Origin of the sequence: Emticicia oligotrophica DSM 17448, assembly GCF_000263195.1 — a bacterium.
GTDB lineage: Bacteria > Bacteroidota > Bacteroidia > Cytophagales > Spirosomataceae > Emticicia > Emticicia oligotrophica.
This window is the reverse complement of record NC_018748.1, coordinates 2,632,392-2,648,197: the sequence shown is the minus strand read 5'-3', so window position 1 is coordinate 2,648,197 and position 15,806 is coordinate 2,632,392. Positions and strand designations below refer to the sequence as shown.

11 protein-coding genes are annotated in these 15,806 nt (G+C 36.7%); 3 read left to right on the top strand and 8 right to left on the bottom strand.

The annotated features are described in order from the left end of the window. Positions 1-128 precede the first annotated feature (128 nt). Entirely contained in the window at positions 129-299 is a 171-nt protein-coding gene (locus EMTOL_RS22425; protein WP_015029367.1) for a hypothetical protein, read from the bottom strand. 60 nt (positions 300-359) lie between these two features. On the opposite strand from EMTOL_RS22425, the gene EMTOL_RS11035 reads away from it, so the two are divergent. Further along, the gene (locus EMTOL_RS11035; RefSeq protein ID WP_015029366.1) at positions 360-833 is read left to right on the top strand and encodes a flavin reductase family protein; all 474 of its coding nucleotides are present in this window, start codon (positions 360-362) and stop codon (positions 831-833) included. A gap of 70 nt (positions 834-903) precedes the next feature. On the opposite strand, the gene EMTOL_RS11030 is transcribed toward EMTOL_RS11035, so the two are convergent. Together EMTOL_RS11030 and EMTOL_RS11025 are read right to left on the bottom strand one after the other, a co-directional pair. Then, entirely contained in the window at positions 904-4,110 is a 3,207-nt protein-coding gene (locus EMTOL_RS11030; RefSeq protein ID WP_015029365.1) for an NPCBM/NEW2 domain-containing protein, read from the bottom strand. 72 nt (positions 4,111-4,182) lie between these two features. After that, positions 4,183-4,965 (bottom strand): enoyl-CoA hydratase/isomerase family protein, encoded by a 783-nt coding sequence (locus tag EMTOL_RS11025; RefSeq protein ID WP_015029364.1) that lies wholly within the window; start codon positions 4,963-4,965, stop codon positions 4,183-4,185. A gap of 190 nt (positions 4,966-5,155) precedes the next feature. Here EMTOL_RS11025 and EMTOL_RS11020 point away from each other — a divergent pair, with 190 nt between their 5' ends. Together EMTOL_RS11020 and EMTOL_RS11015 are read left to right on the top strand one after the other, a co-directional pair. Further along, entirely contained in the window at positions 5,156-7,192 is a 2,037-nt protein-coding gene (locus EMTOL_RS11020; RefSeq protein WP_015029363.1) for a KUP/HAK/KT family potassium transporter, read from the top strand. Positions 7,193-7,236: 44 nt separating this feature from the next. Beyond that, entirely contained in the window at positions 7,237-8,301 is a 1,065-nt protein-coding gene (locus EMTOL_RS11015; protein WP_015029362.1) for an NAD-dependent epimerase/dehydratase family protein, read from the top strand. Positions 8,302-8,481: 180 nt separating this feature from the next. On the opposite strand, the gene EMTOL_RS11010 is transcribed toward EMTOL_RS11015, so the two are convergent. From EMTOL_RS11010 to purD, 5 genes are all read right to left on the bottom strand, one after another. Continuing rightward, on the bottom strand, positions 8,482-10,839 hold the full coding sequence (locus EMTOL_RS11010) for a prolyl oligopeptidase family serine peptidase (protein ID WP_015029361.1): 2,358 nt from the start codon (positions 10,837-10,839) through the stop codon (positions 8,482-8,484). A 69-nt stretch (positions 10,840-10,908) separates the two neighbouring features. Then, positions 10,909-11,538, bottom strand: coding sequence for an LON peptidase substrate-binding domain-containing protein (locus tag EMTOL_RS11005; protein ID WP_015029360.1), 630 nt, complete (start codon positions 11,536-11,538; stop codon positions 10,909-10,911). A 95-nt stretch (positions 11,539-11,633) separates the two neighbouring features. Then, positions 11,634-12,152, bottom strand: a complete 519-nt coding sequence (locus EMTOL_RS11000; protein WP_041694076.1) for a gliding motility lipoprotein GldH — start codon at positions 12,150-12,152, stop codon at positions 11,634-11,636. Between the two features lie 100 nt (positions 12,153-12,252). Continuing rightward, complete coding sequence (locus EMTOL_RS10995; protein WP_015029358.1) at positions 12,253-14,013, bottom strand: PSP1 domain-containing protein; 1,761 nt, start codon at positions 14,011-14,013, stop codon at positions 12,253-12,255. 305 nt (positions 14,014-14,318) lie between these two features. Next, the gene (gene purD / locus EMTOL_RS10990; protein WP_015029357.1) at positions 14,319-15,620 is read right to left on the bottom strand and encodes a phosphoribosylamine--glycine ligase; all 1,302 of its coding nucleotides are present in this window, start codon (positions 15,618-15,620) and stop codon (positions 14,319-14,321) included. Positions 15,621-15,806 lie beyond the last annotated feature (186 nt).

The window sequence follows — 15,806 nt, the reverse complement described above, 5'->3', positions numbered from 1 at the left end:
AGCCGAATTTCGACTGGGGCTAATGTTTAGTTTAGGGTAAGTATCAAAATCTTATTTTACTGGTTGTGCCCCTGCATAGACCAAGGCATTACCCACAATTGCAATATCTTTTAATAGACTCATCATCACTATTTTCCACTATCCGCCATCACATCAAGCAATGATTTATCGTTCGTAAGTAACGAAATTACTACTTTTACTGTTTCAATAAGAAGTTTAGCTTCGATTAATTTCGCTGTAATATTAAATTTTTTATCAAATAAATACAAATATTTGTTGAAAAATTTATGTATATACATTTATTTTAAACATTCAATAAAACACAACGTTTAATGATAAAATGAAATCCTTGGGTCAAGATGTCTAAATCCTTGCTAAAATATAAGAACTACGATGTTCATTCGATAACCACCAGCTATGCAGAGCAAATCAATGCCAATATCGCCACGTGGGTTATGCAAGTTGCTATGGGCGGCAAAATAGTTTGTGTAGCCCTTTATAAAATTGATTATACAATTTCATTAGTCAGACAATCGAAGATTTTGAATATCAATTTATTAGCCAAAGAGCAAACCAATTTAATTCCAAAATTAGGTAGAAAGAGTGGTTTAGATTCTAATAAATTTAAGAATCTAAAGTATGAATTAGATGAAAGGGGATGCCCTTTTCTCTTGGAAAGTATTGGGTATTTACAATGTAAAGTATTACATTCGACTGATGCAGGCGACCACGAACTTTTTGTATGTGAGGTGCTCAAGCAAGTTGTATTAAACCCTGACAAAGAGGTTATGACCAATAATTACCTCCGAGAACGTGGTTTGGTAAGGGGCTAAAATAATAAGGTGCTAAGGTAAATTACTCTGACACCGTTACTATTATTATTTTTGGTATAATAGCAAAAAATTAGTTGTCACATCCCCGAATAGTAGCCTTAAACGTACTGCCATTTTCAACACTAAAACCTGGTAATAATAGAATGTTATTGGTAGCTTGATAATTAACTCTAGAATTACCAATAATTCTATTCGACGCATTGATAGAATCTCCAGCTTTGAGTGTGATGCCATTAGTTGAGATATAATCTATTGCTTCCGAAAGGTTAAGACTTGATTCGCAAGGAGTATATATAAGTGCCAAAGATTTACTCGAAGCTCTATTATTAGCCATATCTTTAGCTTGAACTGATACAATGTAAGTACCCGAATTAAAAGCTGGTAATTGGTAAGTTAGGCTAGTAGTACTATCAATGATTACGCCATTCACTAAAATCTCATATTGTAAATTTGTATCTGTATCATCAATCGAACCACTCCATGATAGTTGATAATTATTAGCAATCTGTGCATTAGCTGCTACATTGAGAGGTGTAGATGGTGGTGTAATATCACTAATATCTGTAACTTTTATCAATTTTGCATCTGCCCAATCGCCATGGTCGCAATAGATATTATCGCCTGCATTATCTGTAATCAATTTTAGTTGATTAGCATTACTGACATCTATACTTACATCAATCGTTGCCGACGTGGGAGTCATTATTGGGCTCATATACACCAAATCATTATCTCTATAAATTTTAAAAATCACACTTCCACAGTTACCATTGGGCACTTCATCATCAATTCCTATTTTTGTTTTAAATAAACTGTATTGATTGCTTGGTAAATAATAAATAATCTCTGCATCAGCATGCGTACCAAGCCCTTTCGAAAATGTAACACCATTGAGTGTAATTGTTTTTCCGTCTCCTTCTACATCTTCTCCATTACTTTTATCTATTTCTACCGGGCCAAAACCATTCGTACTCGAAATTGGGGTAAGGTCAGAAAGATATTCTAAACTATTGTTTTTTGCCACAAAATAAAGCTTAGTACTAGCCGTAGCATTTCCGCCTAAATCAATGGCTTTTACATAACATTCAAAACTCTGATTAAATATACTAGTTTGAGACGTGTATTGATAAGTGAATGTTTGTGCATTTAAAATACCTTTAGAAACGCCATTGATAAACACTTCGTAAAATGAGATTCCAGCGTTATCTGAAACACTATCCCATGCTAAATAAAACGAGTTATCGGTAACATTATAAAGTTTGATTAGCGGTTCGTCGGGAGGAGTAGTATCTGAAGGATTACAGTTTGGATAAATATCTTTTGTATATGTAGTAAATAAGCCATAAGAGTCCGTAACCCTTAGTGTAACCCTATAGAAATAGAGATGTCCATCACACGGAACAATTTCTAGATTAAGTTGAGTATTTTGTTGGGTTACATCTAAAGCTGGGTGTGAATGTTCATCATGATGTAACCTAACGTTCCATTTATAAGTAAGCTGACTTGCGTCTTCTTCATTATCAGATGCTTGAGCAGATAAAACTAATAAATCTGTGCCATTATTATTAAAGAAACTAATATTATCAACACTGGTTGAATCAATTATTGGCGGTGTATTGTTAAGAGAGACAATCGCTGAGGTAGAATCTACGAGGCCTTGTTCATCGGTTACTAAAAGCTTGACTGTAAATGCTTGTGGGTTAGTGCCTCCATTATCAAAAATGTGGTTAGTATCTATACCTGTACTTGTTTGTCCATCACCAAAATTCCATGTGTAAGTAAGTCCAGAAGTATTTTCAGGATCCGTTGAACTCGAAGCGTCGAACGAGACATTCAAGGGAGAAGCACCATACTTTGGCGTAAAACTAAATCTTGCCGTAGGTTTTACGTTTGTACCCGCAACGTAAGATATTTTCCTTACCTCCATGGGGTCACCTTCATTGAATCCTAGTTTCACATAATAAATCGACTCATCAACAGGGTTGTAGGCCAAAGTAACTACTCCTAATACCTCAGTATGGAGGTCTCTAAAAGAAGTTGGATTATTGCTGTTATCAAATGAAAAGCTTTTTATCCAGCCCGGTGTAAAATCGGCAAAAATATAAGTATTTCGATATTCTTCTGGGAAGGTTGTACCCGTGTACCAAATTCCTCCAATAGAACAAGTGCCCGTAAAATTATTACCCGGAAATTCTTCTGAACCTATAATATGAGCCGTATCGTTAATAATAACTCTGGCTGAAATATCTTCTTGTGAGCCATCATGAATCCATTCAACAGTCGGTTTTTTGTATGTGCCTGGAACATAAGTTGGATTTGACCAAAGAGTTGGTCTATCATTACCTTCGTAAATTGGCCAGCCAAAATTCAACCCTCCATTTGAAATCACATTTAATTCTTCACGATTATTCCAACCAACTTCACCGACATACACGGTTCCTGGGAAGCCAGAGTTTGGTCTGACTGAAAGCCTAAACGGGTTTCTAAAACCTAAGGCCCACACTCTTGATTGAGCCGCACGTGGAGCATTTGAATCGAAAAAAGGATTTCCATCTACTCCATCACCATTCGAAGGATTGATACGAAGTACCTTCCCATTTAATGAATTGGTTATCTGACAACGGTAAACTCTATCTTCTAAACTTTCAGACTCGGAAATAATGCCATCTGCTAAAGCATCTCCATCATAATTGATACCTAATCCGCCATCACCAGTACCTATTAATAATGTTCCATCATTGCCAAAAGCCATTCCTCCTCCAGCATGGTTTGTGCCTGTAATAGGAATACCCGTTGATTTTGTTTCACCTAATAATATTAAACGTGAGCCATAATCAATTGTAGTTGGATTGTCAGGATTTGGATTTGTATATCTTGTAACACGGGCAATTGTAGCCCCTTCAAGCGAATAGGATGGGTCATAATCTATTTCTCCATAATGAAACAAATAGTATCTATCTACTACATAATACAAGTAAATATAACCATTATTGATATAATTTGGGTCTAATACGAAACCCAAGATGCCATAGTCACCATAAGTAGCAACTTCCTCTGAAATATCCAAGAAAAGGGTTTTGTTGTTATTCTCCACTACATATATTCTACCTTCTTTTTCCCAAACATACATATTACCATTCGAATCGAACGTAAGACCGGTAGGATTTTGCCAACCATCTGAATGTAGTTGGTCAACAAAACCACTAGGAACTTGTGCCTTACTAACTAAGGTCGTAACTAATAACAATACTAAAACCCTTTGTAAAGCTTCTATCATAAACTATTATTGACAAATTTTTCATTATAGTTGTGTTATGACGTAGTTTGTTAAAATTCGGTTGCTTGAAATTTATTTACCCTTGAAGATTGGTGTTCTTTTCTGTAAAAAGGACATTACACCTTCAGCAAAATCATAGGTTTTACCAAGAGCATCCTGATTATCCGCTTCATATTCAAGGATTTCTTCTATCGAACTATTAAAAGATTGGTTCAATACTTTTTTCATCAAACCAATGGCCTTTGTAGGAGCATTTTTATAATAAGATGTTAGTTCGTTGATTGTCTCATCTAATTTTTCATAAGGTACAACATTCGTAACTAGGCCTAAACTTAGTGCCTCATCCATGTAGATTTTTCTACCTGTACTACAAAGTTCAAAGGCTTTTTGCATTCCAACAATTCTTGGAAGAAAATACATCGAACCCGCATCAGGCATTAAACCAATACCAACAAAAAGTTCGCTCATGTAGGCATCCTTATTGGCAATAATCATATCGCAGGCTAAAGCCAACGACATTCCTGCCCCAGCAGCAATTCCATTCATGCGGCAAATCACGGGCTTTTCAACATTGCGAATCGCCTTTATCATTGGATTATAGTTTTTTCTAAGCGAATCGCCTAAAGACGTTAAACCGCCGTCCAAACCAGATTTCAAATCTGCCCCTGAGCAAAAGGCTTTATCTCCTTCTCCAGTAATGATAATTACTCTAATTGCTTCATTAGTAGAAGCCACTTCCATGGCTGCAGTAATTTCATTAATCAATGAAGTACTTAAAGCATTATATACTTGTGGCCTGTTTAATTTAATAGTAGCAACACTATCAGATATTTCGAAGAGAATATTTTCGTACATGATTGTCTGTCAATTATTTGGTTTTGTTGAAGTTGTATTATTCTTATAAAATCTACGTAAATAGAGTATTATTTCTACAAAAATGGCAATGTAAACCTTCTTTATGAAACATTTTTTATAAAACTTACTCAAATTGATTCTGATAATCTATATTTGCAAACTTTTTTTGCAAAAATAACTAAGTATTTAAGTGGGTCAACTAACAAATGAGCATGGCAATGGCCACCACCATCAGCTCGATAAAGTTTCAGCAGCAGGTCTTTTAATCGCATTAGGGATTGTATTCGGAGATATTGGGACATCACCACTTTATGTTTTAAAAGCTATTGCAGGTAACGAAGTTATTAGTGAAGAAATCATTTTCGGAGCGTTATCGTGTGTTTTTTGGACTCTTACCCTACAAACAACTGCCAAATATGTCATCTTAATTTTGAGGGCTGATAACCGTGGCGAGGGCGGCATTTTTGCTCTTTATACACTCGTAAGACGTCATGCACAATGGCTTACCATTCCTGCTATTATAGGCGGAAGTACGATGATTGCTGATAGCATCATTACCCCTCCTATTTCTGTATCATCAGCAGTTGAGGGTCTAATTATTCTATACCCTAATATTAAAGTTGTACCCATTGTCATTACCATTATTTCAGGGCTTTTTTTCGTGCAAGTGCTTGGAACAAATACTGTGGGTAAAGCATTTGGCCCCATCATGACCATCTGGTTTTCGATGCTTGGTATATTCGGAGTTCTCCATATAATTCAAGATTTTTCGGTATTCAAAGCCGTTAACCCCTATTATGCTTACCAGCTTTTAGTTAATCACCCAGGCGGTTTTCTTCTTTTAGGCTCAGTTTTTCTTTGTACAACTGGTGCAGAAGCTCTTTACTCGGATATGGGGCATGTTGGGAGAGGGAACATTCGAATTAGCTGGATATTTGTAAAAATCTGCCTGTTACTCAATTACTTCGGGCAAGGAGTTTATGTAATGAGCCTAAATGGCCAAAAACTTGGTAGTCGTAATCCATTTTACGATTTAATGCCACAATGGTTCTTACCTTTTGGAATTGTTATTGCCGCAATGGCCACCATTATTGCGAGTCAAGCAATGCTTACTGGAGTATTTACGCTAATTTCAGAAGCCATTCGCCTAAACTTTTGGCCTAAAATCAAGATTAATTTTCCATCAGAGCAAAAAGGACAAATTTACATACCAAGCGTAAACATCATGCTTTACATTGGATGCATTGGCGTAATCACGTATTTCAGTCGTGTTGCCGACGAAATGACGCTCATCGAGGGACATAAAGTACTACTCTCTTCAGCTATGGAAGCAGCCTACGGTTTGGCGATTGTTTTAACAATGCTCATGAATACTTTCTTGTTTAGCTATTTTCTATATGCTAAGAAAACACGTTTTTCATGGGTAGTTATTTATTTTTTCCTATTTTTCTTCATTGAATGTTGTTTCTTAATTGCCAACTTAGAGAAATTCATGCACGGGGGATGGGTATCAATGCTCATTGCTATCATCATGATATCTGTCATGTATATTTGGCTAAGTGCATCAAAAATTAAAGCTCGTTTAACTGAGTATGAAAAACTCAGTAAATACATAGAATCACTCAAAGAACTTAGCAAAGATATAACCGTACCAAAGTATGCCACACACTTAGTATTTTTGAGCAATGCGGGTAGAGCCTCTGAAATTGAGACAAAAATCATTTATTCTATTTTTCAAAAACGCCCAAAAAGAGCTGATGTATATTGGTTCGTTCACATTGATACCGTTGACGACCCTAATACAATGGAATATAAAGTCATGAATGTAGCCAATGATGACGTTTATAAGGTCAATTTTCGTTTAGGTTTTCGAGTACCAAATAAGATAAACTTATACTTCAAAAAAGTATTAGAGGATATGGTAAAAAATGGAGAAGTTGATATTCGAAGTAGATATGAATCATTGAACCGACATAATGTCATTGGAGATTTTAGATTTGTAGTTCTCGAACGTTTTTTATCTTATGATAATGAACTTTCATATTTTGAAAACTTAATTATGAAGGCTTATTTCTTCATTAAGGGCTTTACGCCATCGGAAGATAAGTGGTTTGGCTTAGACAGTAGTTCTGTGAAGGTTGAGAAAGTACCATTAATCATTCGTCCAACTGAAAATATCAATCTCAAACGTATTCCTTGGTCAACCAATAAGCCTTTGAATATTTAATCAAATAATTACGAAAAACTCTTTTTCTTAGATAATTAAATTTTATGAAAATACTCATCACAGGTGGAGCTGGTTTTGTTGGTTCAGCATTAGCACTTTCGCTCAAACAAAATTATCCATCTTACGAAATCTACTGCCTTGATAATCTTCGTCGTAAAGGTTCTGAATTAAATGTTGCTCGTCTTACCAAAGCAGGAATTACTTTTGTTCATGGTGATATTCGTAGTAAGGAAGATTTCGATTCGCTTCCAATGGTAGATACGATTATTGAAGCATCGGCCGAACCTTCGGTTTTAGCGGGTATCAACGGCGGTACACCAGATTATTTAATAAATACCAATCTTTTCGGAACCGTCAATTGCTTAAACTACGCAGTCAAGTGTAATGCTAAGTTTATTTTTCTTTCTACGAGTCGTGTTTATCCAATCAAGACCATAGAAACTTTAGATTTCATTGAGAAAGATACTCGCTTCGAACTTACTGATAATCAACCAGTAAAAGGTGTTTCGGCAAAGGGTATTGCAGAGGATTTTCCTTTAGATGGCGTACGTTCTCTTTATGGCACTACCAAATTAGCGTCTGAATTAATTATTCAAGAATACAACGAATTCTATAAGCTCAATACTGTTATCAATCGTTGCGGTGTATTGACTGGACCTTGGCAAATGGGTAAAGTTGACCAAGGCGTGATGGTTCTTTGGATTGCAAAACACTTCTTTGAGCAACAATTGGCTTACATTGGATATGGTGGAGAGGGTAAACAAACGCGTGATATTCTTCACGTAGCTGACCTTTACCGCTTAATCGACTGGCAAATTCATAATTTTGAAAAAGTCAATGGCGAAATCTTGAATGCTGGTGGTGGTGTAGATGTAAGTGTTTCATTACAGGAATTAACCGAGATTTGTCAAAAAGTAACAGGCAAAACTATTCCAATCAATAAAGTGAAAGAAAACCGCCCAGCAGATATTCGTTTGTATGTAACCGATAACTCTAAAGTTACAGCCCTAACAGGTTGGAAACCAGAAATTGGTGTAGAGCAAATCGTGAAAGATATTACACAGTGGCTTTCTGATAATCGTGCTGATTTAGAGCCGATTTTGAAGTAATTTTACTTTTAATTCTTCGCTGCTTGAGCGGAGTCGAAAGCACTAAAGAATATAAAATAAACATGGCACACCTGTTTCTGATAGAGAGGTGTGCCATGCTTGTATTAGCCCTCGGCTTCGCTCGGGCAACCTTAGGGTTATTTTAACCCGTAGCCCGAGCGAAGCCGAGGGCAACTTCAATTACTTCAATCTTTCTTCAAATAGCTTCAAAATACGCTTGTATTCATCCATCCATGAGGTTGGCTCTACAAAACCATGGTCTTCCATCGGGTAACTTGCCATTTCCCAATTTTCCTTTTTCAATTCAATAAGGCGTTGTACTAAACGATAAGAATCTTGAATGTGCACATTCACATCTACCATTCCATGACAAATGAGTAAATGCCCTTTCAAACCTGCCGCATGATAAATTGGAGAACTTTTGCGATAAGCTAAACTATCGGTTTGTGGCTCATTTAAAATATTGGCAGTGTATCCATGATTGTAAGCTGCCCAGTCTGTCACAGGACGAAGAGCCGCTCCCGCTGCAAAAACATCAGGCGTTGTAAACATGGCCATCAAAGTAATAAAACCTCCATACGAACCACCATAGATTCCTATTTTTTTAGGGTCAATACCATATTTTGAAACTAATAATTTTGCTCCATCCACATTATCTTCAAGGTCTTTCCCACCCATGAAACGATAGATACCTGTACGATGATCACGGCCATAACCTGCACTAGCTCGGTAATCAATATCCAAGACTGTATAGCCTTTATCAACCAATAAATTATGGAACATATATTCACGTGAATACTGGCTCCACCATTTATGTGCGTTTTGCAAATAACCAGCTCCGTGAACAAAGATTACTGCTTTCTTATTCTTTAATTTGGCTGTAGGCTCATATATTCTAGCGTAAACTTCTACCCCATCTCGTGCCGGGAAAGAAATCACTTTTCCTTCTTTCCATGAATACGCCTTAAATTCTTCAGTCAATGAAGAAGTAAGTTGTTCGGCTTTGGCATTTGGGGTATTTTCTTGTAAAAATAATTCCCAAGGTTTATTGATGTATGAATATCTAATTGCCAATTTCGACTCATCTGGCGAAAGTGTTACATCATTAGCTCCAACCATACTTGTGAGTTTGACTCTTTCTCCACCTTCAACCGACATCTTATAAAAATGTTGTTCACCTGGGTGTACTTCATTGGTGGTCAGATAAAAAGATTTTTTATCTTTTGAAAGTTGAACTTGCTGTACCTCAAACTTACCTTTTGTGAGTTGTTTTTTCTCTCCTGTTTCTAAGTTTATGGTATAAAGGTGCGAGTAACCATCAGCTTCAGATTGGAAATAAAGTGTCTGAGTATCAACCCAACCTAGGCTACCACCTCCTAAGTTAAAGCCAATTCCTGGGCCTGCTACCCATGCTTCATCATGTTGACGGTCGAGTAATTTAAGTTTACCCGTTGCAGGGTCAAGCTGCATAATCCAGCGGTCTTTATTATCAACCGAACGAATATTAACCACTGCATAATTACCACTTGGCGACCAAATAGGACCCATTATGATAATTTTTCTTGGAGCGGGCTTTTTCTTAATTGTATCTTTTTTGGCGTAATCTTTCAAGAATTCTGGTTGGTCGGTAATACCCGGAATATCTTTTGTAATTACCTGATAAACAGAGTCTTTCTTAATATCATAAACGAAATTTTCATAAGAACCCATCGGAGCTCCAACTTTGGTTCGTGCTGGAATATCTTCAGTAAAACCAGATTCTGTTACGTAGCTTGGTACAATTGTCGATTTAGCATTTTTTGCAGGTGTGCCAAGACGATAGGTAATATAACGAAGGTCAGGACTTATTTGTGGAAAGTCCAAGGATTTATCTTCAAGATAAATTTCTTTTGGCCGTTTAGCTAAATCTAATTTAGCTAATTTATCGGCTTCATCTTTTTTATCTTTACGCTCTTTCAGCACTTCAAACATTGCTAGTTGGTCGGCTTTCAACCATTTTTCCTCATCATTGGCGGGTTTAGCCTCAGCTTTTTTGCTACCATTCATGAAGTTTGAAAGTTGCGTAACGGCCCCATCTTCTAAATTTAAACTATAAAGATTATTATTACGACTAAAAATAACCTTCGTTTCGTCACCGCTGAAATATGGATTTGACTCACGCTCAATTGTATTGGTCAGTTGACGAGTTTTCAGGGTCTTTGTATAAATTACAAAAATATCGCCTTGTTTTTCAAAGACTTTCATTGAGCGACTCTGATTATAAGTACCTGACTGTGAGGGCAAAGCTCTGCGTTCTTGCGGAGAAACCTTTACTGGTGTTGTATTTGGCAATACAAATTTATAGAGAGAATCTCCCTTATTTTTATCTGGATTCCACGAAAAATAGATAGTTTTTCCGTCTTCCGACCAAAAAATATTACTAGGTGATGTGCCAATCCATTTCGATTGGTCTTGCATAATTTTCTCAACAGTAAGAGCTTGACTAAAAGCAGATTGAAACAAACATAAAATGCCTAAAAGAAGGAATAGTTTTCTCATTGACGAAGTTAGGAAATAGGGTTTTATAAAAAAATGCAATCTTGGTTACCCCAAAGATTGCATTTTTTCCTAAAAATTCAAAGGGTCGAGTTCTTTGAAATGACCATTCATGGCTATCCGTTCCTTGGTTCGTTCCACTTCAGTTACTACAGGAATAATTCGCTCAAGGTGCTCAATTAATATTTCTTGACGCACCCGCTCATCAGGTGTAGTCAATAGTTCGTATTCTTCGGCAACCGTAATGCCTATTTTGTGCACAATTCGGTAGCTAAATGGCATGTATTCTGGTTTGGCATAATCGACTTTTATTTTGAGAAGTTGATAAAGTCTTTCTACCAAAGAAAGTAAATAGGGATTAATTTCTTCGTTTAAGTCTTCATTTGCCACAAAAATCACATCTCCACCTGCGTATAGTTTTTCTTTTGCTGGATTCTGGAAATCTACGATTCTAAAAATACGCAAACCACGTGTTTTGATATCCATTCGACCATCTCCGTAGCGTTTGGAGAGTTGTTTGATTTCAACTTCAGTACCATAACCTCGAAGTTTACCATTGATAAAAGATGGTACTCCAAATGTTTTATTTTCTTCTAAACATTCGTTGATAAGCTGTCGATACCGAGGTTCGAAAATATGTAAATTTAGGTCTTCATGCGGGAAAACCACTAAATTTAAAGGAAAAAGAGGTAAAAATGACATGAGAGTTTTGAGTAATGAGTCTTGAGTTCTGTATGTAAACTTTCAAGCGTTTACGTTCCCTCTGGCGTTCATAAATTCAAACTTCAAATGCTTAGTTATTGTTTTGTCGGAAGCGGTTTTTCTACACTTATTCCCACCGACATAACGAATGGAAGAGGGTCTTGACGCATATATTGCTTCAATTTGATAGTATATTTTCCCTTCTTAGGAAACTTAAAGTTTTGGCTAGACAGAACCTTATGGTCGAAAATATCGCCTAATCCTTCTCCTAATGGTTTACCCGTTTTAGGGTCGAAAAGTGTAAGTTCTTCCAAACGACTACTAAGCGGCTTACCATCGGGTCCGTAGATGTAGCGTGTTACATAAAGGTTATTGTATGGGTATTGAGATGCATTACGAATGAGGATATAAATATTGTATGGAATCGTTTCATCTTTAACTTCAAATGCAAACGAAGGAATATTTTTCACATACCAATTGGTATCTTTTAAATCTTCATAAGACTTATAAATGGCATTGCTATCGCACGACAAAACCCATACTGATAGTAAAATTGCCGAAATAATAGTGCTTGATTGCTTGAAGAAATGTACCAATTTTTGTTTGTTGTTCATATCAATTAACTCTTTTGTATTTTTACAAACGAAGCCTTGCTTCATTTTATGATTAAAATCCTGTAAGGTTTATTCAACACTTACAGGATTTTCTTAATATTTAGGCAGCACCATTAGGTTTATTTGGCTGATTAGGCTTATCTCCTTGCTTTTGCTGAGGATTTTGCTGATTTCCCTTTTTAGGCTGATTATTCTGGTGTTTTGGTTGGTTGCCTCCACCACCTTGATTATTATTCGGTCGATTTTGGTTTGGCTTTCCACCGCCTTGCTGGCCTTGATTTCCACCTTGTGGCTGGTTTGGTTTCGCTTGTCCACCGCCTTGCTGCTTAGGTTGTTGATTCGGCTGGTTAGCTTGCTTTTGTTGGTTATTTGGTTGGCTTCCCTGCTGATTCTGATTACCCTGCTTTTGATTATTCGGGTGGTTTTTAGGCTGGTTATTGCCTTGATTTTGCTGTTTTTGATTCGCCTGTTGGTTATTACCTTTATTCTGATTATTTGGCTGGTTATTTCCCCTCGGCTGATTATTACCTTGATTTTTTTGAGAATCTCCTTGTGGCTTTCCACCCTGCTGGTTATTTCCTTGCGGTTGGTTTTGTTTACCTTGATTATGCTGCTTTTGAGAAACAGGTTCTTGCACCTTCGTAGAATCAGCATTTTTGTTATTCTGATTATTTTGGGGTGAATTATTCGGGCGATTAGGCTGGTTTCTATTAACCTGGTTTTGTGGCTGTTTCTTCTTATCAGTATATTTTTTATCCAAACGGTCTAAGTCAGAGTTTTTAGGGGCATTCTTATCCAAAATCTCTGTGTCAACAATATTTAAGTCTTCGAGCGAATTAGGTAAAATTCCATTTTCATTCATCTTCATAATTTCTACTACTTGATGAATTGGAAGCGAATGCCAGTTAATATCATTATTGTAGCTAAACCACATGATTCGACGAAAAATATCGGTCTTTTGTAATACCGCTATCCCTTTTTCTGTTTTCAAAGGTTTATCTACAGTTGGAATATCGCTTAGGGCATCGAGATAAGTTTCTAACTCATAGTTTAAACAACACTTCAAACGGCCACATTGCCCAGAAAGCTTGGCCGGATTAAGCGAAAGATTCTGATAACGTGCTGCTGAAGTAGGAATGGCACGAAAATCAGTCAACCATGTAGAGCAACATAACTCACGCCCACATGAGCCAACTCCACCCACGCGTGCAGCTTCTTGACGTAAACTGATTTGTTTCATTTCAACTCTGATTTTAAATTCAGAAGCCAAAATTTTAATCATTTCACGAAAATCGACACGGTCGTCGGCAGAATAGTAGAAGGTAGCTTTTGTGTTATCAGACTGAAACTCCACATCTGACATCTTCATTTGTAGCTTCAATTCCTTGGCAATTTCACGCACTCGATACATTGTAGGTATATCGCGTGCAATAGATTGTTGGTGTTTTTCTAAATCTCGCTCAGTACCTACACGTAGAATTTTACGAAGCTCTTCATTGTCTTTGATACCTTTCTTTATCATTTGCAAACGTACTAGCTCGCCTTGCAGTGATACAGTACCAATATGATAGCCCGAAGCCATTTCGCAAACTACGAAATCGCCAGTGTAGAGGTCTAGGTTATTTGAATTGCGGAAATACTCTTTACGTCCGCCTTTAAACTTCACCTCCACCACATCATAACGCATTGAACGTGGTACATCCATATTAGATAACCAGTCAAACGCATTCATTTTATTACATCCACCCGTTGAGCAGCCTCCAGATGAGCATCCTGCTACGGTTTTATGATTCGATTTTTCGGTTTGGCCTATTGCTTTAACTGCTCCACAACCTCCCGATGAACATTGTCCACAGCCCATTTTTTTTGTATATATCTATAGTTCAACCCACGAATGGGTTTAATGAAAGTTTAGGCATTTTGCCTAATGGTCAGTTGTTATTTTAATTAAAATATCAACCGTTTAATTAAAATCCCTTCGGGATTTTAATTAAGAAAATGTTTCATACCTACGGCATGAAGTTTAATTCTTCTCTTTTTAACTCCTCTAAAAACTCAAAAGCATCTTATAACCGAATCTTTCCTTGTAAATATAATTCTACTTATTCTAATGAATGTTTCAAATCTTCCACAAATTCCTTTTGAGCAGGTATAAGTTTAATTTCTTTACGAATTTTCATCCTTTAAAAACTTCAATAAGTCTTTACCGATGTCATTGCGGAAATATTTTCCTTCAAATATAATCTTTTTTGCCATTGCCTGCGATTTTTTGCGGGCAGAATTTAGCGTACGAGCCATAGCAGTTGTTACGATTACACGTCCGCCACTCGTAACTACGTTTCCATCAGTAGCTATTTTTGTTCCAGCATGAAAAATAATCGTATCTTTATCAGCTTCTGGAATCGTCATCACATCACCTTTACGGTAATCTTCTGGGTATCCTTTAGCAACCGAAACTGTAGCAATGGCTGCTTTCGGATTTATGGTTAGTTTAATCTTATCTAACTTTCCATCGGCCGTTGCTTTCAATAATTTTACCATATCGGTTTTGATTCTCGGTAAAACTACTTCAGTTTCTGGGTCTCCCATGCGAGCATTGTATTCAATTACGTAAGGGTCGCCATTAACATTCATTAAACCAACGAAAATAAATCCTACATATTTGATTCCCTCTGCTTGTAGGCCTTCAAGTGTGGGTTTCACAATTCGTTCATCAACTTTGGCCAAAAAATCGGCATCAGCAAATGGAACTGGCGAAACCGCTCCCATTCCACCTGTATTTAAGCCTTTATCATTTACGCCAATTCGCTTATAGTCTTTAGCTTCGGGTAAAATCTTATAATTTTTACCATCGCTTAATACAAAAACTGAAAGTTCAATACCCGATAAATACTGTTCGATAAGCACTTTGCTACTGGCATCGCCAAATTTGGCTTCGGCGAGCATTTCATGAAGTGCCGTTTTAGCATCGGCCATTGATTCAGCAATGATTACACCTTTTCCTGCAGCCAAACCATCGGCTTTCAATACGATTGGCAAAGATTGAGTTTCGAGATAAGCCAAACCTTCCGCAAGGGTATCTTTCGTGAAAGTTTTTGAAGCTCCAGCAGGAATGTTGTATTTCTGCATAAAAGCCTTTGAGAAATCTTTACTTCCTTCAAGTCTTGCTCCTGAAGCATCGGGGCCAACGATTCTTACTTTTTTAAGAGTTTTATCTTTTTTAAAATAATCTACTACTCCCCGCACAAGTGGTTCTTCTGGCCCAACCACAACCATATCAATTTGGTTTTCTTTTACTGCATTGCCAATGGCTTCAAAATCGTTTACACCAATATTTAGATTGGTTGCTAGTTGTGCTGTTCCGGCATTTCCAGGTGCAACAAAAAGTTTCGTACAGTTTTTTGATTGTGCAATTTTCCAAGCAAAAGTATGCTCACGTCCGCCCGAACCAAGTATTAGAATATTCATTGAAGTTTAGAATCTTTGTATTTTTAAAACGTAAAGTTCGTCAAGTTTTTTGTAAAATAATATTTTTCTCTGCCAATCATACACTTCAAAAAGAGCACTTTCTGTATAAATAACTAATATTCAACCATTTATCATCCTCACAAACTTTCATTTTGAATATACTCAGACATTTGTTTTAGCTGTTTA

Coding starts and splice junctions, on each gene's coding strand:
- EMTOL_RS10995 (WP_015029358.1), bottom strand. CDS start 14,013: ATGGGCTGTGGACAATGTTCATCGGGAGGTTGTGGAGCAGTTAAAGCA.
- EMTOL_RS22425 (WP_015029367.1), bottom strand. CDS start 299: ATGTATATACATAAATTTTTCAACAAATATTTGTATTTATTTGATAAA.
- EMTOL_RS11030 (WP_015029365.1), bottom strand. CDS start 4,110: ATGATAGAAGCTTTACAAAGGGTTTTAGTATTGTTATTAGTTACGACC.
- EMTOL_RS11035 (WP_015029366.1), top strand. CDS start 360: ATGTCTAAATCCTTGCTAAAATATAAGAACTACGATGTTCATTCGATA.
- EMTOL_RS11010 (WP_015029361.1), bottom strand. CDS start 10,839: ATGAGAAAACTATTCCTTCTTTTAGGCATTTTATGTTTGTTTCAATCT.
- EMTOL_RS11015 (WP_015029362.1), top strand. CDS start 7,237: ATGAAAATACTCATCACAGGTGGAGCTGGTTTTGTTGGTTCAGCATTA.
- purD (WP_015029357.1), bottom strand. CDS start 15,620: ATGAATATTCTAATACTTGGTTCGGGCGGACGTGAGCATACTTTTGCT.
- EMTOL_RS11005 (WP_015029360.1), bottom strand. CDS start 11,538: ATGTCATTTTTACCTCTTTTTCCTTTAAATTTAGTGGTTTTCCCGCAT.
- EMTOL_RS11000 (WP_041694076.1), bottom strand. CDS start 12,152: ATGAACAACAAACAAAAATTGGTACATTTCTTCAAGCAATCAAGCACT.
- EMTOL_RS11025 (WP_015029364.1), bottom strand. CDS start 4,965: ATGTACGAAAATATTCTCTTCGAAATATCTGATAGTGTTGCTACTATT.